Genomic DNA, 22,642 nt, shown 5'->3' with positions numbered 1-22,642 from the left:
TGCGGCCCATGGAACAGTCAGGCGCCCCGGCGGCACTCGACCGGCGGCTCGGTGTGCCCGACGCGGTGGTCATCGGGCTCGGCTCGATGCTCGGCGCGGGCGTCTTCGTGGTCTTCGCCCCGGCCACCGCCGCCGCCGGCAGCGGCCTCGGACTGCTGGTCGCGCTCGTGATCGCCGGCTTTGTCGCGTACTGCAACGCGACCAGTTCGGCCCGGCTCGCCGCTCGTTACCCGGAATCCGGCGGCACCTACGTCTACGGCCGGGAACGGCTCGGCGACCTCGCCGGCTTCGTCGCGGGTTGGAGCTTTGTCGCCGGCAAGACGGCGAGCTGCGCGGCGATGGCGCTGACCATCGGCGCGTACCTCTGGCCGGGGCAGGCCAAGCTGGTCGCGGTCCTGGCGGTGGTCGCGGTGACCTCGGTCAACCTGGGCGGCATCGGCAAGACCGCGCGGGCCACCCGCTGGCTGGTCACGATCACCCTGGCCGTGCTCGCGACGGTGACGGTGGTCGGAGTCGCCACCGGGTCCGCCGACCCCGCCCGGCTCGTCGACCGTTCCGGTTTCACGGGGTACGGCGTACTCGGCGCCGCCGGACTGCTCTTCTTCGCCTTCGCCGGTTACGCCCGGATCGCCACGCTGGGCGAGGAGGTACGCGACCCGGAGCGCACGATCCCGCGCGCGGTGCCGGTGGCGCTCGGGCTGGTGCTGCTGGTCTACCTCACCCTCGCCACGGTGACCCTGGCCGTGCTCGGCGCGGACCGGCTCGCCGACTCGACGACGCCACTGGCGGACTTGGTCGAAGCCGCAGGTCTGCCCACCCTCGCCCCACTGGTACGTCTCGGCGCGGCGGTCGCCGTCGTCGGCGTACTGCTGGCGCTGGTCGCCGGGGTGGGGCGGACCGCGCTGGCGATGGCCAGGCGGGGTGACCTGCCCCGTGCGCTGGCTGCCGTACACCCCGACCGGCGGGTGCCGTACCGGGCCGAACTGCTGGTGGCGGGTCTGGTGATCGTCCTGGTGAGCCTCGGCGACCTGGCCAGCGCGATCGGCTTCTCCAGTTGCGCCGTGCTGGTCTACTACGCGATCACGAACGCCGCCGCGCTGACCCTTAACCGTGACCCCGGCCGGCGCCTACCCGTACGGGCGCTCGCCCTGCTGGGCCTGCTCGGCTGCCTGACCCTGGCCGCCACCCTGCCCCCTGCCACCGTCCTCACCGCCCTCGCCGTCCTAGCCCTGGCCACCCTCGCCCGCACCCTCAGGGGAGCCAGGTGCCGGCGCGCATTACTCGGACGACGTTGAGGTTTTCGTCGAGTTCGACGAGGTCGGCGCGGAGGCCGGGGATGAGGGCGCCGAGGTCGTCGGCGAGGCCGATGGTGCGGGCCGGGGTGGTGGAGGCCATCCGGCAGGCGTCCGGTATGGCGATGCCGACTCCGACCGCCCGGCGTAGCGCGGCGTCCATGGTCAGGGTGCTGCCGGCGATCGCGCCGCCGCGGGCCAGTCGGGCCGCCCCGTTGGCGACCACCACCTCCAGGCCGCCCAGCTCGTACTGACCGTCGGGCATGCCGGTGGCGGCCATCGCGTCGGTGATCAGCGCGGATCGCTCCGCGCCGCCCACCGAGGCGGCGAAGCTGAGCGTGCCGTCGTGCAGGTGCACCCCGTCGGCGACCAACTCGCTGACCACACCGGCCGCGCCGAGCAGCGCGAAGACCGGGCCGGGCTCGCGGTGGTGCGGCGTACGCATGCCGTTGAAAAGGTGGGTCGCGACGGTCGCGCCGGCATTCACCCCGGCCATGGTCTGGTCGTACGCGGCGTCGGTGTGGCCGATCGCGGCGACCACGCCACGGGAGACGAGCAGCCGGATCGCCTCCAGCGCCCCCGGCCGCTCCGGGGCGATGGTGACCATGCGGACCACGCCGTCGCCGATCTCGATCAGCCTGCCGAGCTCGTCCAGCGAAGGATCGCGCAGGAAGTCCGGGTTCTGCGCCCCGCACCTGACCTCCGAGAGGTACGGCCCCTCGTAGTGCACACCGGCGAGCACCCCCTCCTTCACCAGCGGGGCGAACGCGGCGGTCGCGTCCTGCATCAGCTCGTACGGGGAGCTGACCAGGCTGGCCAGCAACGTGGTGGTGCCGTGGGAGAGGTGGAAGGCCGCGGCGGCGCGGGCCGCGTCCGGGTCGCCGGTGGTGAAGGTGTGTCCGCCGCCGCCGTGGTTGTGGATGTCGACGAACCCGGGGACGATCCAGTGCCCGTCCCGGATCGACGGATACTCCGCGACCGCGGTGATCCGCTCGCCGTCGATCTCCACGCAACCCTGCCGGATGACGCCGGTCGGGGTTACCACCTTGCCGGTCACGCGATTGATCACGAGCGCTCTCTCCAACCTGTCAGGGGGTGTGGACGGGGTCGAGGGTGCCACCCGCTCCCGGGGCGCCGATGCTGTCCAGGGCGAGCAGTGCCGCACCGAGACAGCCGGCCTCGTCACCGAGCGCGGCCGGCACCAGCCGGGGTTCACGGTGGAAGGTCAGCCGGGCGCGCAGCGCCGTACGCAGCGGTACGAGCAGTTCGTCGCCGGCCTCGGCCAGCCCTCCGCCGAGCACCACCACCGCCGGGTCGTAGAGCGCCTGTGCGGTCAGCAGCCCGTCGGCGAGCGCCTCGATCGTCTCCCGCCAGACCCGGGACGCGAGTTCCTCACCGTCCCGCGCCCGTCGGACCACCTCGGCGGCGTCGATCCGTTGCCCGGTCGGCCAATCGGCGGCGAGTTCGCTGTAACGGCGGCCGACCGAGGCGGCCGAGGCGATCGCCTCCAGGCAACCGGTCTGGCCGCAACCGCACTTCGGCCCGTTCGGGCGTACGACGATGTGGCCGAGTTCGCCGGCCGCGCCGTGGGCACCGGTGAACGCCGTACCGTCGATGGTCAGGCCGGCGGCGATGCCGGTGCCGATGGCGACGAAGAGCACGTACGCCGCGCCCCGTCCGGCTCCGAGTCGCGCCTCGGCGACGGCTCCGGCACGTACGTCGTGGCCGAGTCTGGCCGGTAGGCCGAGCCGCGCGGTGACCAGGTCCCGCAGTGGTACGTCGCGGAAGCCGACGTTCGACGACCAGACCGCCACCCCGGCCGCCTCGTCCACCACCCCGGGCACGGCGATGCCGACCGCCGCCGGGGTCAGCCCGTCGGCGCGGGCCCGGTCGGCCAGCCCCTCGGCGATGGACAGGATGGTCTCGACCACCGCCTCCGGTCCACGGTCGGCACCGGTCGGATGCCGTTCGACGTGGTGGGTCGTGCCGTCCGGTCGTACCAGGGCGCACTTGATCCCGGTGCCGCCGACGTCGAGCGCGATCACCACGGCGGACCGGGTGGACCCGGCGGACGGCACCGGCGGGAGTACGTCGGTCACGCGAGCACCACGGACCGGGTCAGGTTGCGTGGGGTGTCCGGGTCCAGGCCACGGCTGGTCGCCAGCGCCACCGCGAAGCGTTGCGCCAGGATCAGGTCGGCCATCGGGTCGAGCGGCGTACGGCCGGCGGCCCAGTCACCGAGCACGGTGTGGGTGCCGTTGGTCCGGCTGTGCACGAAGGCGGCTCCGGTGCCGGCGATCTCCTCGGCCAGCCCGTCCGGGATGTCGCCGAACGCCCAGACCACCCGTCCCGGGCCGGCGATCGCGATCGGGCCGTGCCGGTAGTCCATCGCCGGGTACGCCTCGGACCAGAAGGTGGCCGCCTCCCGGCACTTCAGCGCGGCCTCCTGGGCCAGCCCGACGGTCCAGCCCCGACCGAGGAAGGTCGCCTGCTCCACCAGGCCCGGGTCGACCGGCAGCGGCGCCCGGACGGCCACCTCGGCGTCGGCGGCCAGCGCGGTGACGTTCTCGCCGAGGTGCGCGCGGAGCAGCGCGAGCGCGCTGGTGGCGAAGCGGGTCTGCACCACCGACCGCTCGTCCGCGAAGGGGAGCCGTACGTCGGCGGCGGCCAGGTCGACGGCGGGGGAGTCGGGGTCGCCGACGACGACGGTCGCGGGGGTGCGACCGCGTACGGCGGTGAGCAGGTCGAGCACCTCCGTGGTGGTGCCGGAGCGGGTGATCGCGATGATCCGGTCGTAGCGCCGTCCGGCGGGGAACTCGGACGCCTGGAACGCGTCGGTCTCGCCGTGGCCGGCGCGCTCACGCAACGCGGCGTACGCCATCGCGATGAACCAGGAGGTGCCGCAGCCGACCACTGCCACCCGCTCACCCCGTCGGGGCAGCGCCTCGGCCGACGGGTCGGCGAGTGCGGCGGCCTGTAGCCAACAGTCGGGTTGGCTGGTGATTTCCGCGTCGACGTACGCCATCAGGGCTCCTCGGTGGCGAGAACTGCTGCGCGATACCGTTCGTTCCGACCGTCTTTCGCGCGTTATTCTGCTCGAAACATGTTCGACCTGGCAACTGTGTGCAGGTTCGCGCAGGCGGGTTCTTTGCGCGACCCCTGTTTCGCGCACTAGTGTGCACGCAATCAATCACCGTACGTGCGTGGAGGCTCGCGGTGGACCGGTACGCGAGATGGAACGCCCTGCTCGAGCTGCTGACCGAGAGCGGTCGGGTCAGTGTGGAGGATGCCGCCGCGCGGCTGGACGTCTCGCAGGCCACCATCCGCCGTGACTTCGACCAGCTCGCCCAGCAGCAGATGATCAACCGTACCCGGGGTGGCGCGGTCGCCAACGGGGTCTCGTACGACCTGCCGCTGCGTTACAAGACGGCCAAGCACTCGGCGGAGAAGCAGCGGATCGGGACGGCCGCCGCCGCGCTGGTCGCCCCGGGCATGGTGGTCGGCCTCAACGGGGGCACCACCACCACCGAGGTCGCCCGCGCGCTCGCCGTCCGTCCCGACCTGAACACCAGCGCCGACGGTTCCCAGCTCACCGTCGTCACCAACGCCCTGAACATCGCCAACGAGCTGCTGGTCCGGTCCCGGATGAAGGTGGTGGTGGCCGGCGGGGTGGTCCGACCGCAGTCGTTCGAACTGGTCGGGCCGCTCGGCGGGGCGCTGCTGCGCGAGGTGACCCTGGACGTGGCGCTGCTCGGGGTGGACGCGATCGACGTACAACTCGGGGCGGCGGCGCACCACGAGGGTGAGGCGTCGATGAACAACCTGATGGTGGCCCGTGCCAAGCGGGTCGTGATCATCGCGGACTCGTCCAAACTGGGCGGTCACGCGTTCGCCCGGATCTGCCCGGTGGAGCGGGTGGAGACGCTGGTGACCGACTCCGGCGCGGACCCGGCGATCGTCGACGCCTTCCGGCAGGTCGGGGTGCACGTGATCACGGCCTGAGTACGCACCCCGAGCGAGGACGTATCGGTTGGGCAGGTTGTAGTCAATTGCTAGGTTTCGGACACTTTCAGCTTGGTTGCCTGGTATACCGGGCAGGATGGCGCGAGTCGTAACCGTCGCACGGGAGGTCGGGCTTGACGGCCGTACTGGAGATCGAGGGTCTGCGGAAGACCTACCGGAGTAGGCGCCGAGGCGTACGGCACGCTCTGGACGGGTTCGACATGCTGGTCGAGGCGGGGCAGGTGCACGGCTTCCTCGGCCCCAACGGCTCGGGCAAGACCACCACCCTGCGTACGCTGCTCGGCCTGATCCGGCCCAACGACGGCCGGATGGCGATTCTCGGCCGGGAGGTGCCGGCCGCCCTGCCCGAGGTCGCCGGCTCGGTCGGCGCGATCGTGGAGAGCCCGCAGTTCTTCCCGAACTTCACCGCGCAGGACACGCTCTCCCTGCTGGCCGGTGCCGGAGGGGTGCCCCAGACGCGGGTGACCGAGGTGCTCGAACTCGTCGGACTCCGGGACCGGAGCGGGGAGCGGGTCAAGTCGTACTCGCTCGGCATGAAGCAGCGACTCGCGGTCGCGTCCGCCCTGCTGAAGAACCCGCGACTGCTGATCCTGGACGAACCGGCCAACGGGCTCGACCCCGGCGGCATCCGTGAGATGCGGGCGCTGATGCGGGACCTCGCCGGCTCCGGCATGACCGTGGTGCTCTCCAGTCACATCCTGGGCGAGGTGCAGCTCATCTGTGACTCGGTCACGATCATCTCGCGCGGTCGCCGGGTCGCCGCCGGCCCGGTCTCCGAGGTCCTCGCCCAGCACGCCGGCCACGCCCTGCGGGTCCGGCTCGACGCCGCCGCCGACCTGCCGGCGGCGGCCGAGGCGCTGCGCCAGGCCGGGGCCGAGGTCACCGCCGAGGCCGACCACCTGATGGTGTACGGCGTCGAGCAGTCCTCCTGGGTCAGCCGCACCCTCGCCAACCGTGACCTGTACGTCAGCGAACTGGCCCCGGTCACCGCCGACCTGGAGTCTGTCTTCCTGGACCTGACCGCCACCGCGCCGGTGCCCGGCCAGGCCCGTCAGGTGGACGACTCGGCCCTGGTCGGCGGCGGTGAGCAGGCAACACCCGAATCCGGCGGAGCGCCGGGAGGTTGGGGAGTATGAACCTCTACACGACCGAGCTGCGCCGGATCTTCAAGCGCCGGGTGACCCGGCTGATGCTGGCCCTGCTCCTGCTCGGGCTCGCCGGCATCGCGGTCGCCTTCACCCTCAACAGTCACAAGGTGGGCCCGGCCCAGGTCGCCGCGGCCGAGGCCCGCGCCGAGGCGCAGTACCGGGAGCAGTTGCGGTACCACGAGGACTCGATCCGGGCCTGCGACGCGGCCAAGGCAGCGGGTGCGCCCGCCGACCAGTTCCCGCCGGACTGTGGCCGGGAGTGGACCCCGACCCGGGAGAACTTCCAGGCCGAGTGGTTCATGCCGTACCAGTTCGACTTCCGCGAGGAGTTCGGCTCCTTCATCGCCATCTTCGCCGGCATCCTGGCCCTGTTCGGGTTTGTCGTCGGCGCGTCGTACGTCGGCGCCGAGTGGAACTCCGGCGGGATGACGAATCTCCTGCTCTGGCGGCCGAAACGGCTGACGGTGCTGCTCACCAAACTGGCCGCGCTGCTCAGTACGCTGCTCGGCCTGAGCCTGGTGCTCGGCGCGCTCTGGACCGCCGCGTTCTGGCTGATCGGCCGCTACGACGGGGTGACCGGCAAGCTGACCCGGGGGGTGTGGGAGTCGTTCGCCCTCTCCGGGCTCCGGGCCGTCGGTCTGGTGCTGGCGGTGAGCACGATCGCCTTCGGGCTGGCCTCGCTCGGCCGGCACACCGCGATGGCGCTCGGCGTCGCGGTCGGCCTCACCGTGGTCAGCGAGATCGGCGTACGGATCGTGATGGGGTTGATCGGCACCCCGTTCGGCGACCGGTACGTCCTCTCCACCTACGCGCTGGCCTGGTTCGAGAAGGAGTGGACGCTCCGCGACTACCAGGCGTGCAACTTTCAGTTCGGCGAATGCACGCCGGGGGAACTTGTCCTCACCTGGCAGGACTCGGGCCTCGTCTTCGGCGTCGGCACGGTGGTCGTGCTCGCCGCCGCGCTCTGGGCGATGCGCAGCCGCGACGTGACGTGACGCTGAGTAGCCCCACCGAAAGTGGTGTCGCCGTCGATTCCTACACGTAAAAACGTGTAGGCACATCATCTTTCGTGTAGGTCTTCGTCAAGTGTCGACTTCGGCTGGGCGCTTACGACGGGACGGGGCAGTGCCCGGACACGCCGCCGCGGCGGTCGGCGCCGGCCGGGGGCTGGGCGTACCGGGTGGGCGCGATTAGGCTGGTGGGGCCGTACGGAGGGTGCGGCTTCCGAGGTCTGCGAGGAGCGCCATGAAGCCGGGTGCTGACGCTCGCGCGACAAACGACGAGGGGCACGCCGAGCGGGTCGTGTCACCGGCCCCGGTGCCCGGCGGCCCGCCAGCCGTCTCGCCGGTCGTGCCTGGGCAACGGACCGGCCCGGATTCGACAACCGAGCGGGACCCGGCCGCACCGGGAGAGGTCGGACCGGAAGAGGTCGAGCCCGGTCCGGCTGGAGTGGTCGGTCCGGTCCGGCTCTCCGAGCGGGAGCGGGAGATCCTGGCCTTCGAACGGCGCTGGTGGAAGCATGCCGGGGCCAAGGAGCAGGCGATCCGCGACAGCTTCGACATCTCCGCGACGCGTTACTACCAGCTTCTCAACGGACTGCTCGACAACCCGGCCGCACTCGCCGCCGAACCGGTGCTGGTGGCCCGCCTGCGTCGGCTGCGGGCCGCGCGGTCGCGTACCCGGCGCCGGTGAGGGTCGAGGTGTGGTGAGGCGTTACTTTTCGTAACCCTGGAGCCCGTTGCCGAGCGCGATGAACGTGGGCGCCCACTCGCCGACGAAGATGCCCCAGCGGTCCGCGCGGTCGATCTCCGCCCCCTTCTCGAACTGCTTGGACGCCAGCCAGCAGCCGAAAGACAGGGCGATGCTGGCAAAACCCGCGATGTAGCAGTGGTCCGACCGTAGACCCATGTCGTGCAGTTTCTTCAACATGCCCTGACACTACCGTCAGTCATGACGAGCAAAGTTCGGATTTGCCATACCCGCCCGCCCGTACGTACTTCCGGCGCGGGATCGGGTATTCCACCGGTGGGAAGGGACTCATTCAGTAAGGGCGGGCAGCTCCGGTCGGGTAGACATGGATCAAGGCGCAACCGCTTCGACACCCCTTCGACCGAGCGCAGCCCCGCTGCCTCGCGGCAGAGCCGGAGACCCCAGGATGATGCAGGTATGGTCCGCCTCCGAAGCGGCACCGGACCGACTGGCGAACGAGGACCACGTCTTCCAGTACGGACAACTCGTCGGCGTACTCGACGGGGCGACCGTGCCGGAGGGCTTCGACACCGGATGCGTACACGGTCCGGCCTGGTACGTCCGCCGGCTCGCGGCCCGGATCGGCCTGGTCGCCGCCGACCAACCGGGCGCCACCCTGATGGAGGTGCTGGCCGCCGCGATCGACGCGGTCCGGGGCGATCACGGCAACCGGTGCGACCTCGGACACCCGGGCACACCGTCGTCCACCGTCTGCCTTGTCCGGGAGGGCGCCGAGCACGTCGACTACCTGGTCCTCTGCGACAGTCCGCTCGTCGTCGACCTGGGCAGCCGGTTGCAGGTGATCACCGATGACCGGCTGGAGACCACCATGGTCGGGCTCAGATCGGCCGCGTTCGCCGGCAAGGCAAGCGGCGACGACAACGACCCGCAGGCCCGGTTCCGCCGCTCGGTGATCTGGCAGCGGCAGCAGATGAACACCCCGGGCGGGTACTGGGTCGCCGCCGCCGACCCCGAGGCCGCGTACCACGCCATCGGCGGTGGGCTGTCGCTGACCGGTCCGGACCGGGTACGCCGGGCGGCGCTGCTCACCGACGGCGCGTCGTACGCGGTCGACAAGCTCGGCCTGCTCGACTGGCACAGCCTGCTCGCCCTGCTCACCGCCGACGGCCCGAGCGAGCTGATCCGTCGGGTGCGTGCGGCCGAGCGGGAGGTCGTCGAGGATCAGGAGCGGCACCGGTTCAAGCGGTACGACGACGCGACCGCCGCACTCTGCCGATTCGACCGCTGACCCCGCGAGCCGATGCAGCCAGCCCAGTGGCGCGGCCTTGGCGGACCGATGGGTCGGGCCAAGGCCGCGCGCACGGGCAGTGGGCCGCCGGTCGGACGGCTCACCACTGGGGAGAGCCTCGTGGGCTCAACGCCGGGTTTTGTCCAGCAGGGCCTCGACGTCCCGGTACGAGAACTGGCCGGTTCTGCGTAGCCGGGCGGAGCCGCTCGCGGCGACCTGACGGTGCCGCGCCGGCCCTCGACGCCCGCCATCGCGGGGACGGGGGCCGGTGGGCGCCGTACCGATCGTCGGGACCGGCGCCGTGACGATCGGCGTCGGGGTACGGACCGGCGCGGGTGTGTGTCGGGCGGTGATCCGGGCGCCGTGGCGGCGACGGTAGGTGTGGATCGGGAGACCATGCTTCAGCCGCATCGCTGGACCTTCGACGAAGTGCCAGGAGGGCACCGCGAACAGCAGGGTGCCGAGCAGACTGAAGACGATGAAGCCGACCAGCCCGAACTGGGCCACCCCGAGCAGGGCGATGACCTGCTGTACCGGGAAGCCGTAGATGTAGAGACCGTAGGTGTAGTCCCGGCCGCGCCCCAGCCGGGCCAACCGCTGCGGCAGCGCGACCGCCAGGTAGAGCACCAGGTACGCGATCGTCGGCGGACCCACCGCCATGAACGCCCCCAGCGAGAGCGAGCCGGCCAGCAGCACCGCCGCCAGCACGGCCAGTGATCCGTGCATCGGGACGCGGTGCGGGTAGAGCCTGGCGGCCGCGCCCAACAGGAAGAGGAAACCGAGGTAGAGCGTCCAGTCGGCGGCGAAGGAACCGATCAGCGGGAACGGGCCGATCGCGCCGTGCTGGGCCGGGCGGCTGGTGAGGTCCGCCGCGCCGAGCAGGTCACGCAGGATCAGGGCGTAACAGACAGCGGTCATCAGCAGCACCGCCCGGGGTGCCCGGCTCAGCACGGCGGTGGCGATCAGGATCGCGACGACCCCGTAGAAGACCAGGTCGTACCGGAGGGTCCAGAGCGAGCCGTCGAACGCGCTCGGGCCGCCGACCATGCCACCGAACGGGGTGCCGGCGAGCAGTCCGGAGATGTTGAACTGCTCCATCGAGGCCAGCCAGTTGGTGGTCAGGTAGTCGAAGGGTCCCTCCGGATGGCTCCAGAACCCGTTGAGGTTGCCACGTTCGTAGAGCGCCACCAGCGGCGCCAGGACGAGGGCGGTGACCAGTAGGCAGACCCAGAGGCCGGGGAAGACACGGACGAAGCGGGCCCAGGCGTACCGGCCCAGGGAGTGGCGGAGCCCGCTCTCGGTGATCAGGAAGCCGGAGATGAGGAAGAACCCGTAGAGCGACATGGTGCCGAGGTCGCTCTGCCCGGACGACCAGCCCCAGCCGATGCTCGGTTGGCCGAACCCGAGCGGCTGGGCGTGCGCGATGATCACGCCGCAGGCGAACGCCATCCGGAGCACACCGAAGGCGTTCTGCTTGGCGGAGTAGCGCTCTTCGAGCGTGGGCAGACGATGCCAGTAGGACCGGAACGCGTTCACCGACGGCTTCCTCACGATCGACGAGGTGGGCGCATGAAACAGCCTTGTTTCCGTACGTCCGGGATCTTTGCTCACTTGTCGGCCGAGAAGCCCCGGCTATGGGTGTAAGGCATTATTACTACGATTTGGCTACATTTTGTCCGCTTCGCCGAAACTGGGGACGCCTGACGTCGATCACTGAGCGCGACCTTCTCCGGCGGCGATTCGGTCGAGGGTGGGACCGTGAGGGCGACCGAACCCGGGGTGGCGCGTCGGGCCGGAGCCGCCGCCGATCGACGGCGCCGTCCTCCCCATCGGTCACCCTGGGTAGGGCGTTCAGTGCCAGTCGGGGGTTGTACCGGGCAGGGCGTGACGGCGGAACGGCAAGCTTGGCCAAAGCGGTGGACGGTTCGGGTACGGGGCGACCAAACTGCGGTTCGTGAGCAGCAACGTACGACTGAGACCGATAGACGAGCAGACCCTGGAGCCGTTGCTCTCCGTAGCCGTTGCCGAGGCAGAACCGGATGACGTGATGCCCCCGGTCGAGGCACCCGCCGGTTGGTCACACGCGCGACGCGAGGCGTTCCGTGCCTTCCACCGGTCCAGGTTCGACGGCCTCGCCGGTGCGGCCCGTACCGCGATGTTCGCCATCCTGGTGGACGACGACGTGGTGGGCATGATCAGGATGACCTGCCACGACCAGCCGGCGACCATGGAGACCGGGATGTGGCTCGGCAAGTCGGCCCGGGGCCAGGGCATCGCCGCCGCCGCGCTGCGGCTGTTGCTCGCCGAGGCGGTCGGTGCCGGCGCCCGCCTGGTGACCGCCGACACCACCCCCGACAACATCCCGGCCCTCGGCGTGCTCCGCCGTGCCGGTGCGGAGCTGGAGCACGACGGCGACACCGTACGGGCCCGAATTCGCCTGGGCTGACCCCGGCAGCCGCGCGGACCGCCGAACGGGCGGGCTAGAGGGGCCGGCTGGGCGGGGTGGCTGGAGGGCGGCCGAGCGGGTCGGCTGGGTGGGTCGGCCGAGTCGTGCCTGCGGTCCGCCCGCCACCCGGGCGACCGGTAGGATTCCCGCCGCCCGCAGCATGGTCGGCAGGAGACGAGGAAGCGTGAACAGCACGCCCACGGCGTACCAGGACCCTGTGCGACCGGAGGTGCCGCTGCCGCGCGGAGCCGCCACCGGGCCGTCCGACGTCGCTGCCGGGCCGCCCGACGGCACCGGCGAACCTCGTGACGTCGCCACCGACCTTCGTGAGACCCGGGCCGAGCAGGTCGGGAGCGGCCCGGCGCTGCCGGAGCGCCGGGGAGCCCGGTCGGGCGACCGTCTCTACGTGCTCGACCTGCTCCGCTTCGGGGCGGCCATGATGGTGGTCGGCTTCCACCTGGTGGCCCCGTCCGAGGTCTGGGGAGCGGACACCGCCACGCTCTTCACCCACACCGTCACCCAGTTCTTCCGCTACGGCTGGATCGGCGTCGAGTTCTTCTTTGTGATCAGCGGCTTTGTCATCTGCATGAGCGGCTGGGGCCGGACCCTGTCGGAGTTTTTCGTCTCCCGGGTCACCCGGCTGATGCCCATGTACGTCCTGGCCGTGCTCCTGACCTCGGCCGTGGTCCTGCTCGGGCCACCGCCCGGCAACGACCTGTCGGTGCCCCAGATCCTCGCGAACCTCACCATGGTCCAGTCGCTGCTGGACCAGCCGAGCATCGACACGGTCTACTGGACGCTCTTCGTGGAGCTGAAGTTCTACCTGCTCTTCGCCGTCGTGGTGGCGGTCGGTGCGACGTACCGGCGGGTGCTGCTGTTCTGTGCGATGTGGACGGTCGTCGCGCTGTTCGCGCAGGCCACCGAGACCCGACTGCTCCAGGTTCTGGTCGAGCCGCTGTACGCGCCGTACTTCGTGGTGGGCGTCACGCTCTACCTGATCCACCGCTTCGGACCGAGTCTCCTGCTCTGGGCGACCCTCGGCATGTCCGCCATTCTCTGTGCCGTCTCGCTGACCGCCCGGGTGGACGGCCGGCAGACGCACTACGCGGTGGCCCTGGCGCTCTTCTCCGCCTTCCTCCTGATCATGGTCGCGATCGCCCTCGGCTGGTTCTCCTGGCTGCGGTGGCGGGGCCTGGTCACGATCGGCCTGCTCACCTACCCGGTCTACCTGCTCCACCAGCGGATCGGGCAGCTCGTCATCCGCGAGTTCCGGGACCTCGGCATGGCGCCGTGGCTGCTGCTCGGCACCATCGTGATCGGTGTGCTGCTGCTCGCGGCGGCGCTGAACGTGATCTACGAGCGGCCGGTCGCCAGGATGCTGCGCGATCGGCTCCGCGCCGACTTCGCGCGGGTACGGGCAGAGCCGACGCGCCGCTGATCGGCTCGCCGACGCGGCGGCGCCCGACGGCAGCCGGCGCCCGAGTCGGCGGGCACCCGGGCAACAGGCGTGCCGTTCGGGCGGTCAGGTCCCGTCCCGCCCGGACGCGTACGCGGCCAGCCAGGCGACCTGGCCCGGGTCGAGCGACGGTCGTACCCGAACCCGGGCAGCCTCCACGTGGGCGGCGGTGACCGTGGCAGCGGCCAGCGACTCCCGCATCGCAGCCAACGCCGCCTCGCGGACCAACGCCGCGCAGTCGGCGGCCGAGAAACCGTCCAGTGACTCCGCCACCGCGTCCAGGTCCACGTCCGGGGCCAGCGGCACCGGCTTCGCCACCGCCCGGAGGATGTCGGCCCGGCCCCGCGCGTCCGGCGGCGGCACGTACACCAGCCGTTCCAGCCGTCCGGGCCGCAGCAGCGCCGGGTCCACCAGGTCGGGGCGGTTGGTCGCCCCGAGCACGATCACGTTGCGTAGGGTCTCGATCCCGTCCAACTCGGTGAGCAGGGCGGCCACCACCCGGTCGGTGGTGCCGCCGTCGGTGGCCTGACCCCGGGTCGGGGCGAGGGCGTCCACCTCGTCGAGAAAGATCAGGGTGGGCGCGGCGTCCCGGGCCCGGCGGAAGAGTTCACGTACCGCCCGCTCGCTCTCGCCGACCCACTTGGAGAGCAACTCCGCGCCCTTGACCGACAGCACGTTCGCGCGACCGGAGCCGGCGAGCGCGGTGACCAGGAAGGTCTTGCCGCAGCCGGGTGGCCCGTAGAGCAGCACCCCTCGGGGCGGCTGCACGCCCAGCCGGGCGAAGGTGTCCGGGTAGGTGAGCGGCCAGAGCACCGACTCGGTCAGCGTCTCCTTCACCTCGGCCATGTCCCCGACGTCGTCCAGCGTCACCGTGGCGAGCCGCAGCGTCGACGACGACATCGAGGTGGGGCGTACCACCTCCAGCGCGGTGGTGAAGTCGGCCATCGCGACCAGCGGCGACGGCTCGGCGCGTTGGCGCAACGCCGCGCGCACCCCGGCCTCGCGGGCCAGCGCGGCCAGGTCGGCGGCGACGAACCCGGGCGTACGGGCGGCGACCTCGTCCAGCCGTACGTCCTCGGCGAGCGGCATCCTCCGGGTCAGTACGGTCAACTGCTCGCGCCGCAGCGCGGTGTCCGGCAGCGGCACCGCCAGTTCCAGGGAGAGCAGGTCGGGGGCGCGCAGCGACGGGTCGACCGCCTCCGGGCGACTGGTCGTGGCGACCACGGCCGCCCCGGCGCGGACTGTCTCGGCGAGGATCTGCCGGAAGAAGGTGGCCAGGGGACCCGGCTCGTCACGCGGGGCAAGCGACTCGACATCGGAGATCAGGAGCACGGCTGGTCCGTGGGTGCGTACCGACCTGGCCAACTCGTCCAGCCGACGGGCCGCCGCGTCGTTGGTCAGCGCCGCCAGTTCGGGTCCCCAGACCGCCTCGACCCGGGCGCCGACCTCCCCGGCCACCGCCCGGACCAGTGCCGACTTGCCGGACCCGGCCGCGCCGGTGACAAGTACGCCGAGCGAGACCGTGGTGCCGAGCCGACCCAGCACCTCCCCGTGGTGGAAGCCGAGGTCGAGCAGCTCGGTCAGCATCGCCCCCTGGGTACGCAGTCCGGGCAGGTCGGCCAGGCCGGGCGAGGGTTCCGACGCCGACGCCGACGCCAGTCCCGACTCCGGTTCCGACCTCCACGCCGGGACGGGTGCCGTGGACGTCGACCGGGGAATCCCGCCGTTTTCGGCGCCGCCGGAGGGAGCCGCTCGACCGGCCCGGGCACCGCCCGAGGTCCGTACGCCGGCAGTGTCACGGTTTTGTGGGGACGCCCCGGCCGATCCGACGCGATCCGGCCAACCGACCACGGTGTCCATGGTGAGCCAAGCGACCACGGTGTCCATGGTGACCAGGGCGGCGGTGGCCGGTTCGGTGGTGGTGACCCGGAGCAGGGTGCTCGTCCAGGCGTAACCCATGGTGTTCGCCAGGCTGCGTCGCGCCGCGTCGACCCGCGCGCGGACCGCCCCGTCCGGCAGTACGTCCTGCGGCAGGAGCGAGACGTCGTCGCCGACCGTGACCAGCTTGCCGAGCAGGGCGAGCCGGAGCAACTCCGGTGGTACGACCGAGGTGACCTCGGCTGGACCGTCCAGGACCACCCGGTGGGCGGCCACCACGGGTGCCGGCGCCACCGTCACCGGGTCGCCCGCGCGGACGCCCAGGTTGCCCAGGAGCAGGTCGTCGGCGTGCAGCAGGTCACGCCCACTGCTCGCTTCGGCCCGTGCCACGATGCCGGCGCTGACCCGGCGGCCGGTCAACCGGACCGGGTCACCGGGGTGCAGGCCGAGCGCGGTGAGCACGGACGGGTGCAGCCGTACGATGCCCCGGCGGGCGTCCAGGGCCGCCGATCGCAGGTTCGCGGTGAGAATGAGATCGGGCTCGGCCACCGGCCGAGCGTAGCCGCCCCGGGCATCCCGATCCGTCTTCTCCGGCCGCCCGTCCTACCGCCCGGCCGCCCGTCCTACCGCCCGGCCGCCCGTCCTACCGCCCGGCCGCCCGTCCTACCGCCCGGCCGGCGGCTCCTACCGATCGTCCCGGTCGTCTCGGCTACTGCTTGGCCCGGCTACTGCTCGTCGGCGCCGCCGAGCAGCGACGGGTCACGGCGGATCAGCTCGGCCAGTCGGGCGGCGGAATCACCGGAGCGGTCGTCGACCGCCGTGCCCCAGCCCGGCACGGGCTGCGGGGACATCGGCCAGGACGGTGGCGCCGGGGGCGTCGCCGGTGGCGGCCCACCGGCCGCCGTCGCCGGCACGGTCCCGTCCGCCCCGGCGAGTCGGATCGCCATCCGCGCACCCGCGTGCTCGACGGTCAGGTCGACCGTCACCGCCGGGTGTTGGGCGAGCACTCGGCGTACCGCGTCGACCACCTCGTTCGCCGCGGCGCGTACGACCTCCGCCGGGGGCCGGACCGGTTCGGTCCCGAGCCGGAACCGGTCGGCCGAGTATCGGAGCGGCTCACCGGAGTTACGCATGCCCTCGGGCGCCGCGGAACGGATGCCCTCGGCGGAGGAGTGGACGGTCTCCGACGGTGGACGCAGTCCCGCGTTCGGGGAGCGGCTGCCGGTCGTCGGGGGACGGATGCCCGGACCGGGGGAGGCCGCCTCCTCGGTCGGCGCCGCGCCCTGGTCCGGCGAAGGTGCCGACCGTCGTCGGAGCAGTTCCTCGCGTCGGGCCATCCGGGCCAGCGCGTCGTCCAGCTCGCCTCGCATCACGCCACCTTTCCCGAATGTCGTACCGTGGTCACGGGCTCACGCTTCCCGCTCCCGTATCGCCCGGTCCAGCGCGCGGTCCAGGACGACCAGCAGGGCGTCGCGCACCGACAAGCGGTCCCGGGCGTCGAACCGCACCAGTGGTACGTGCTCGCCGATCGCCAACGCCCATCGGATCGAGTCCAGATCGTGGGCTATCTGCCCGTCGAACGCGTTGACGGCCACAACGAAGGGTAGTTTCGCGCGCTCGAAGAAGTCGATCGCAGGGTAGCAGTCGTCCAGCCGGGCGCTGTCGACGACAACGAGCGCCCCGAGCGCGCCCCGGGCCAGGTCGTCCCACATGAAGCCGAACCGCGACTGCCCCGGGGTGCCGAAGAGGTAGAGCTTCAGACTCCGGTCGATGGTGACACAGCCGAAGTCCATCGCCACCGTCGTAGTGGTCTTCTCCGACCGGGTGCCCGGGTCGTCCACCCCGATCCCGGCGGCGGTCATCTCGGCCTCGGTGGTGAGCGGGGCGATCTCCGAGATGGCGCCGACCGTGGTGGTCTTGCCCACCCCGAAGCCGCCGGCGATGAGGATCTTCACCGGGATCGGCGCGGCCTTCGGTCGACCGGGCGCGGCGCCGCCAGCGCCGGCCGGCTCGCGGTAGTCGGTGCCGGTGCTCGGCCGCGCGTGCCGTGCCGTCGGTGCGCCCGGACCGGCGTACCCGGCGGGGCCGCCGTTGCCGCCCGGTCCGGCGCCGTGACTGGTCGGCCCGCCGTAGCGACTGGGCGCGCTGTTCACGGGGGAGCTGGCCAACGGGGTGGCTGGCCAGTCAGGAGATCGCACGAAGTCCATCGATCACTCGCAGAATGAGGTCGGGGTCGTGGGCATCCTCGATGTCGTACGTGTGCACGTCGAGGTGACCGGTGGCCCGGAGGTCACCGACCAAGATCTTGGTAACGCCGAGGTGCAGCCGCAACCGGGCGGAGATCTCCGCTACCGACATCGGCTCGGCGCAGAGCGTGACGATGTCCTGTAGTTCAGGTGCGAGGCGTCCCAACGGTGGGCTGGTCCAGGACGGTCCCTCCGGTCGCGCCGTCACCTGCGTCTCCAGACAGATCGCCGGATCGATGCTGTCCACCCGGCCGGCGGTGAGCACGAACGGTCGCAGCCCCTGCGGAGCCACGGCACGGAACGCCTCCGGGTCGGCGGGGTCGATCTCCTGATCGGGCTCGCCGGGTACCGAGGCCGCCTGCAAATACGGGCGGATCCGGATGGCCGGCTCGGGCTCACGCCCGGCGCCGGCCGGGGGCCGGGTCACGACTGTACGGAGTTCTTCAACTCGACGATGAGCCGGGGCGTGAGCGCACTGCCCGCCCGACCCGCGAAGAGTGTCATCTCGTACGCGACGGTGCCCAGGTTGGCCGAACGGTCGGCCACCACGCCGAGTACGGAGCCACTGCTGATCGAGCTGACCAACAGGTAACCGTCGGTCATGTCGACGATCACCCGGTTCAGCCCGCCGAGCGAGTACCAGTTGGCGGCGCCGCCCGCCAGGCTGGTCATGCCGGAGACCACCGCGGCGAGTCGCTCCGCGTTGGAGCGGTCCTTGATCGCGGACATCGCCATCAGCAGACCGTCGGACGAGACCGCGATCGCCTCGACCACCCCGGCGGTGTTCGTGGTGAAGGAGTCCAGCAGCCAGTTGAAGGTCCGGGCCTCCTGACTCAGTTCCGCGGTGGCCGTGCCCGGCTGCTCACGTTCGATGCTGTCGCGAATGAAGGGGCTGGTCATCTTGGCGTTTCCTCTTCGTGACGGTGGTCGGTACGGACTTCGCTCAGGGCACGGGCCACCCCGGCCTCGAACTGGGTGACGAGGTCACGGACCGCGTCGGGGTCGTCGGGGCGACTGTTGGGCCGGTGCCGGTCCCGGCGGACCGACGGCCCGGGCATATCCAGGTTGGAGCCGGGAACCCGTCGGGTGAGCTGCACCGGTGCCACGCCGACCGGGGCGACCTCCGGCGTGACGGTACGGGCGGCGGCGCCGGTCGCCGGTGGCGTCGCCGGTTGCTGGCGGTGCGCCCGGCGTACGCCCGCCTCGAACTCCTCGATCAGCGCCCGGACCACGGACGGGTCGGCCGGCTGTGGTCCGCCGTTGCGACCCGTACCCCGGCCGGTCCCGTTCGGACCGGAGTTTGCCGGCAGTTGCGCGCCGGGCACCCGCTGGCGCAGTCCCAGCGCCTTGGCGTTGGCGGTGTCGTCCGGGCCGCCGGTCGCCGACGCGGCGGTGACCTCCCCGGTGGGCAGGCCCGGACCGTCGGCGACCTCGTTGCCCCCGGTCGTCGCGCCGGTCGGGTCGGTGGCGGAGGTCGGCCCGGCGAACGCGTTCCACGGTTCACCGGCGGCGAGCGACCGGCTGGCCCGGTCGAGCAGCGCCGCGTCGAAGACCGGTTCGGCGAGGGCCCGGTCGCTGGCGAGCAGGCTTGCCGAGGCCGACGGGGTGGCGCTCCGCGCCAACTCGACCGTCCCCGGCAAGGCGTCGCCGTCGCCGGTGGCCGGCGCGTTCGCCCCGACCCCCGCCCCGGTTGCGGTCACGGCCCCGGTCACGCCGCCGGCCCCGGCGCCGGTGGCGACCTCGGCTCCGGTCAGCGGCGCGGGTGCCGGTGGCTGGGCCGGCGGGGGCAGCGGCAGGCCGGCCGCCGGTACGGGTGAGCTCGGCAGTCGGGACGGCAGCGGTGCCGGCTCGGCTGCCGTTGGCGGCGTGGCCGGCCAGGTGAGCGAGGTGGGCGGCACGCTCGCCCGCGCCACGGTGACCGCCGACGGCTCGGTCCGGCGGGCGACCAGGAGCCGTTCCGCGATCTCCAACTCGACGGTGACACCGCCGCCGGAGGTGGCCGCGAGGGTCACCCGCCAGCCGTGCCGGCGGGCCAGCCGGCCCACCACGAAGAGGCCGAGCACCTCGGTCGGGGCCAGGTCGAGCCGTTCCCGGCGGGTCAACCGGGCGTTCTCCTCGGTGAGCCGTTCCACCGTCATGCCGATGCCGTGGTCGACGAGGGTGAGCTTGACCCCACCCTCGACCAGTTCACCGGAGACCGTGACCCGGGTGTGCGGCGGCGAGAACGCGGTCGCGTTCTCCATCAGCTCGGCCAGCGTGAGCACGAGATCACCGATGACCGCGGGGGCCACCCCGACGTCGACGCGTACCTGGACGTCGACCCGGGTGTAGTCCTCGATCTCACCGAGGGCGAGCCGGACCACGTCACCGAGCGGCATCGGCGCCACGTGCCCGTCGGCCCCGGCCGAACCGGAGAGTACGACCAGGCTGCTCGCGCTGCGGCGGAGCCGGCTGGAGACGTGGTCGAGCCGGTAGAGGTGTTGCAGGCGGGTGGGATCGGTCTCCTGGTCCTCCAGCCGGTCGATCAGGGCGATCTGCCGACCGACCAGGTTCTGCGTACGCCGGCCGACGTGACCGAACATCTGGGCCACGTTCCGGCGGCTCGCCGCCTGCCGTTCCACCAGCCGGGCCGCCGTACCCTGCACCCGGTCGAAGGCGCGGGCGAGGTCGCCGATCTCGTCCCGGGCCCGGATGTCGACCGGGTCGAGCCGGATCGGGTTGCTCGACTCGGACTCGTCGTCGGCGATCCGGACCAGTTCCCCCTCGGCGACCCGGGCCACCCGGTCGGCCGACTGGGTGAGCCGGATCAGGGGTCGGGCGACCGTACGGGCCACCGCCAGGCTCAGCAGGACCACCACCAGCAGGGTGAGCAGCACCAACCCGCCAACCCAGTACGCGGTGGTCAACGCCTCGCGCTGTTCCGCCGCGACCTGCGCGACGACGTCGGTGACGATCCGCTTCTCGACGAACTGCCCGAGCGTGATCAGGGACGAGACGGCGGGGAAGAGGCGTTGCATGGAGAACCCGGCGATGGTGCCGGTGGGATCGGTGCCGAACCTGGTCAGGAACTCGGGACTCGTACGGTTGGCCACCGCGTCCTCGACCAGCCGGTAGAGCGCGTTCTGCTCCGGGGTGGCGAAGGCGGCGAACCGGTTGGTGTTGACCTGGAGGGCGGCCATGTTGCTCAGGTACGCGGTGATCGCGCCCTGGTTCTTGCTGGCCACCACCAGGACGATGATCGACGCCCCGGCGCTGATCCCCTCGTCGGTACGGAGCACCGCGTCGAGCGCGACCACCTGCCGTCCCTGCGGGGTGGCGGTGTCCACCCCGTAGGTGAGCTGGAGCGACTCGATCAGCGACACGTGCACCGGCCCGAACTTGGCCAGCACCTGGTCGGGGGTGGCCCGACGGTTCAGTACGGCGGTGCGGAGCTCGGCGAGCTGTTGCACCCCGCCGATCGCGGCCGAGACCCGGTCGGTCAGCTTGTCCCCGAGGTCGGCGCGCAGGTCAGCGATCTTGTCGCTGACGGTGGCCGACTGCTGGATCAGGCTGGACCGGTCGGCGAGGTTCATCAGGTAGCCGATCGAGAGCAGCCGTTCCTGCTGCAACTCCTGCACCAGCGAGCCGACCCGCCCGGCGACCCGTACGGTCTCGGCGGTCTCGGCCGCCCGGCTGGCCTGACCGACCCGGTCGACCACCACGGGCACGGCGAGGCCGACCATGCTGAGCAGCGGGGTGATGACGAGCAGGGCGAGCTTCGCCCGGATCCGGAGCCTACCGAGCAGCATCGGCGCGCCCCCAGGGCTGCGGGCCGTCGGCGCCCGCGCCGGCACCGGCGGTGGCGACCGGACGCTCGCCGGGCTGCCCGGTGGGGGCGCCCCCGGGTCCGCTCGCGGACCACTCGACCAGCGCGTCCCAGCGTCCGGGTTCGGTGCCGACCGGATCGGCCGGTGGGCCGGCCGGACCTTCGGGGGCGGCCGGGACCGGCCGGTTCCGGCGACCGCCGAGCAGGATGGTCGCGAACAGGCCGGCCAGGAGGAGCAGGGCCAGCAGGCCGGCGCCGAAGGTGACCTGCTGGTCGCGGGAGAGCCGGTCGATCCGTTCGTCGATCAGGGCGGAGAGTTCGGTGAGGATGATCGCGGAGAGCTGTTCCGCCGCCGCATGCGCGGTCACCCGGGCGGCGGCGATCTGGGTCAGGTCCGTATCCGAGGTGCCGTCGTTCAGGGCGGAGGCGCCGGAGAGCGCCTCGATCGCGCGCTGGTAGCTGTCGAGCTGGTTGAGCAGGTTGCCACCGAGGTTGGGACTGTCGGTGCTGTCGACCGCGGCCTGGAGGGCTTCGATCAGGTCGCCCGCCGGGTCGACCAGGGACGTACGGGCGGCGGTCAGCTCGGCCACCGTACGGAGCCGTTCGGCGGGCTTGCGGGCCGCCCCGAGCACGGCGAGGTCGGCCAACCGCCCGGCGGCGATCAGGGCCAGCGGCAGTTCCTCACCGACCGCGTCCTGGAGGTAGTACGAGTCGGCCTCCGGGTCCCGCATCAGCCCGGAGCTCTCCCGGACCTTGCCGTAGAGGGCGAGCAGCAGGTCGGCCGTCTCGCGGTAGACGGTGAAGACCACGTCCGGGCTGCTGGCGCCCCGTTCCGGCAGCGCCTCGATCTTGGCGCGTACGCCGGCCCAGCGCTCCCGGGTGCGCAGTTCGTCGCCGAGTCGGGTGTCGATCACGGTGGTCCGTTCGACCGCCGTGTTCAACGCCTCGCGCAGGACCGGCCGCCCCGCCACGGCCGCCGACTGCGCCTCGGTCAGGGCCACCGTCACGTCGGACAGGGAGCGCAGGTATTCGATCCCGTGCTGTTCCCGTGCCGCCAATTCCTGATCGTCGTCGACCGATCCCTGCAACTGCGCGAAGAGCACGACGACCGGGGCCAGCAAGATCACCGTAAGGAACAGGCGCAGTGCCTTACCTGGCGCGTTCGGCCATCGTCGGGGCCGCTGCGCGGGAACTGTCATCGTGCATCTCCTCCGGCGACGGCCTGGGTCCGGTGGTGGGCGCCGGGAGGCCGCCGGGGTCCCGCCCACCGGAGCGGAAAACTAACTGAACGTCCGACTCTGTCCATCCACGACGGGCAGTCAGGTTCACGTCAGTTGCAGACGTGTGGTC

At 72.0% G+C, this 22,642-nt stretch carries 20 protein-coding genes; 8 read left to right on the top strand and 12 right to left on the bottom strand.

The window, feature by feature from the left end:
- The first annotated feature begins 8 nt into the window (after positions 1-8).
- A complete protein-coding gene (locus ACI2K4_RS32395; RefSeq protein WP_404516845.1) occupies positions 9-1,295 on the top strand; it encodes an APC family permease in 1,287 nt (428 codons plus the stop codon).
- On the opposite strand, the gene nagA is transcribed toward ACI2K4_RS32395, so the two are convergent.
- The 3 genes from nagA to ACI2K4_RS32380 are packed head-to-tail and all read right to left on the bottom strand — an operon-like array spanning position 1,252 to position 4,317.
- On the bottom strand, positions 1,252-2,361 hold the full coding sequence (gene nagA, locus ACI2K4_RS32390) for an N-acetylglucosamine-6-phosphate deacetylase (protein ID WP_404516843.1): 1,110 nt from the start codon (positions 2,359-2,361) through the stop codon (positions 1,252-1,254). The genes ACI2K4_RS32395 and nagA overlap by 44 nt on opposite strands.
- A 19-nt stretch (positions 2,362-2,380) precedes the next feature.
- Entirely contained in the window at positions 2,381-3,391 is a 1,011-nt protein-coding gene (locus tag ACI2K4_RS32385; RefSeq protein ID WP_404516841.1) for an ROK family protein, read from the bottom strand.
- Positions 3,388-4,317, bottom strand: coding sequence for an SIS domain-containing protein (locus ACI2K4_RS32380; protein WP_404516839.1), 930 nt, complete (start codon positions 4,315-4,317; stop codon positions 3,388-3,390). The genes ACI2K4_RS32385 and ACI2K4_RS32380 overlap by 4 nt, the downstream gene beginning before the upstream one ends.
- A 191-nt stretch (positions 4,318-4,508) precedes the next feature.
- On the opposite strand from ACI2K4_RS32380, the gene ACI2K4_RS32375 reads away from it, so the two are divergent.
- The 4 genes from ACI2K4_RS32375 to ACI2K4_RS32360 all read left to right on the top strand — a co-directional run bounded on the left by ACI2K4_RS32375 (position 4,509) and on the right by ACI2K4_RS32360 (position 8,155).
- Entirely contained in the window at positions 4,509-5,294 is a 786-nt protein-coding gene (locus tag ACI2K4_RS32375) for a DeoR/GlpR family DNA-binding transcription regulator (protein WP_404516837.1), read from the top strand.
- A 134-nt stretch (positions 5,295-5,428) separates the two neighbouring features.
- Positions 5,429-6,451 carry an ABC transporter ATP-binding protein gene (locus tag ACI2K4_RS32370; RefSeq protein ID WP_404516835.1) on the top strand — a complete coding sequence of 341 codons (1,023 nt, stop codon included), beginning with the start codon at positions 5,429-5,431 and terminating at the stop codon, positions 6,449-6,451.
- The gene (locus ACI2K4_RS32365; RefSeq protein ID WP_404516833.1) at positions 6,448-7,458 is read left to right on the top strand and encodes an ABC transporter permease subunit; all 1,011 of its coding nucleotides are present in this window, start codon (positions 6,448-6,450) and stop codon (positions 7,456-7,458) included. The genes ACI2K4_RS32370 and ACI2K4_RS32365 overlap by 4 nt, the downstream gene beginning before the upstream one ends.
- 250 nt (positions 7,459-7,708) lie before the next feature.
- Positions 7,709-8,155: a DUF3263 domain-containing protein gene (locus ACI2K4_RS32360; RefSeq protein ID WP_404516831.1), complete on the top strand. Its 447-nt coding sequence runs from the start codon at positions 7,709-7,711 to the stop codon at positions 8,153-8,155.
- A gap of 21 nt (positions 8,156-8,176) precedes the next feature.
- Here ACI2K4_RS32360 and ACI2K4_RS32355 read toward each other — a convergent pair whose 3' ends face one another.
- Entirely contained in the window at positions 8,177-8,392 is a 216-nt protein-coding gene (locus ACI2K4_RS32355) for a hypothetical protein (protein WP_404516829.1), read from the bottom strand.
- 226 nt (positions 8,393-8,618) lie between these two features.
- On the opposite strand from ACI2K4_RS32355, the gene ACI2K4_RS32350 reads away from it, so the two are divergent.
- The gene (locus tag ACI2K4_RS32350; RefSeq protein ID WP_404516827.1) at positions 8,619-9,461 is read left to right on the top strand and encodes a hypothetical protein; all 843 of its coding nucleotides are present in this window, start codon (positions 8,619-8,621) and stop codon (positions 9,459-9,461) included.
- 126 nt (positions 9,462-9,587) lie between these two features.
- Here ACI2K4_RS32350 and ACI2K4_RS32345 read toward each other — a convergent pair whose 3' ends face one another.
- Positions 9,588-10,997, bottom strand: a complete 1,410-nt coding sequence (locus ACI2K4_RS32345; RefSeq protein WP_404516825.1) for an acyltransferase family protein — start codon at positions 10,995-10,997, stop codon at positions 9,588-9,590.
- 418 nt (positions 10,998-11,415) lie between these two features.
- On the opposite strand from ACI2K4_RS32345, the gene ACI2K4_RS32340 reads away from it, so the two are divergent.
- Both ACI2K4_RS32340 and ACI2K4_RS32335 read left to right on the top strand, forming a co-directional pair.
- On the top strand, positions 11,416-11,907 hold the full coding sequence (locus tag ACI2K4_RS32340) for a GNAT family N-acetyltransferase (RefSeq protein ID WP_404516823.1): 492 nt from the start codon (positions 11,416-11,418) through the stop codon (positions 11,905-11,907).
- Between the two features lie 184 nt (positions 11,908-12,091).
- Positions 12,092-13,345 carry an acyltransferase family protein gene (locus tag ACI2K4_RS32335; protein ID WP_404516821.1) on the top strand — a complete coding sequence of 418 codons (1,254 nt, stop codon included), beginning with the start codon at positions 12,092-12,094 and terminating at the stop codon, positions 13,343-13,345.
- An 84-nt stretch (positions 13,346-13,429) separates the two neighbouring features.
- On the opposite strand, the gene ACI2K4_RS32330 is transcribed toward ACI2K4_RS32335, so the two are convergent.
- From ACI2K4_RS32330 to ACI2K4_RS32300, 7 genes are all read right to left on the bottom strand, one after another.
- Positions 13,430-15,790 (bottom strand): AAA family ATPase, encoded by a 2,361-nt coding sequence (locus ACI2K4_RS32330; RefSeq protein ID WP_404516819.1) that lies wholly within the window; start codon positions 15,788-15,790, stop codon positions 13,430-13,432.
- A 176-nt stretch (positions 15,791-15,966) separates the two neighbouring features.
- On the bottom strand, positions 15,967-16,611 hold the full coding sequence (locus ACI2K4_RS32325; protein WP_404516817.1) for a hypothetical protein: 645 nt from the start codon (positions 16,609-16,611) through the stop codon (positions 15,967-15,969).
- Between the two features lie 39 nt (positions 16,612-16,650).
- The gene (locus tag ACI2K4_RS32320; protein ID WP_404516815.1) at positions 16,651-17,448 is read right to left on the bottom strand and encodes a GTP-binding protein; all 798 of its coding nucleotides are present in this window, start codon (positions 17,446-17,448) and stop codon (positions 16,651-16,653) included.
- A complete protein-coding gene (locus tag ACI2K4_RS32315; protein ID WP_404516813.1) occupies positions 17,426-17,914 on the bottom strand; it encodes a DUF742 domain-containing protein in 489 nt (162 codons plus the stop codon). The genes ACI2K4_RS32320 and ACI2K4_RS32315 overlap by 23 nt, the downstream gene beginning before the upstream one ends.
- Positions 17,911-18,387 carry a roadblock/LC7 domain-containing protein gene (locus ACI2K4_RS32310; RefSeq protein ID WP_121157422.1) on the bottom strand — a complete coding sequence of 159 codons (477 nt, stop codon included), beginning with the start codon at positions 18,385-18,387 and terminating at the stop codon, positions 17,911-17,913. Before ACI2K4_RS32310 ends, ACI2K4_RS32315 begins: the two co-directional genes overlap by 4 nt.
- Complete coding sequence (locus tag ACI2K4_RS32305) at positions 18,384-21,275, bottom strand: nitrate- and nitrite sensing domain-containing protein (RefSeq protein WP_404516811.1); 2,892 nt, start codon at positions 21,273-21,275, stop codon at positions 18,384-18,386. The genes ACI2K4_RS32310 and ACI2K4_RS32305 overlap by 4 nt, the downstream gene beginning before the upstream one ends.
- Positions 21,262-22,491, bottom strand: coding sequence for a hypothetical protein (locus ACI2K4_RS32300; protein ID WP_404516809.1), 1,230 nt, complete (start codon positions 22,489-22,491; stop codon positions 21,262-21,264). Before ACI2K4_RS32300 ends, ACI2K4_RS32305 begins: the two co-directional genes overlap by 14 nt.
- Between the last annotated feature and the right edge of the window lie 151 nt (positions 22,492-22,642).

The sequence above is a fragment of the Micromonospora sp. NPDC050397 genome, from assembly GCF_044901685.1.
In the GTDB taxonomy this organism is placed as follows: Bacteria; Actinomycetota; Actinomycetes; order Mycobacteriales; family Micromonosporaceae; genus Micromonospora_G.
Note: the sequence above shows the minus strand (reverse complement) of the source record. Positions and strands in the feature narration are given on the sequence as shown.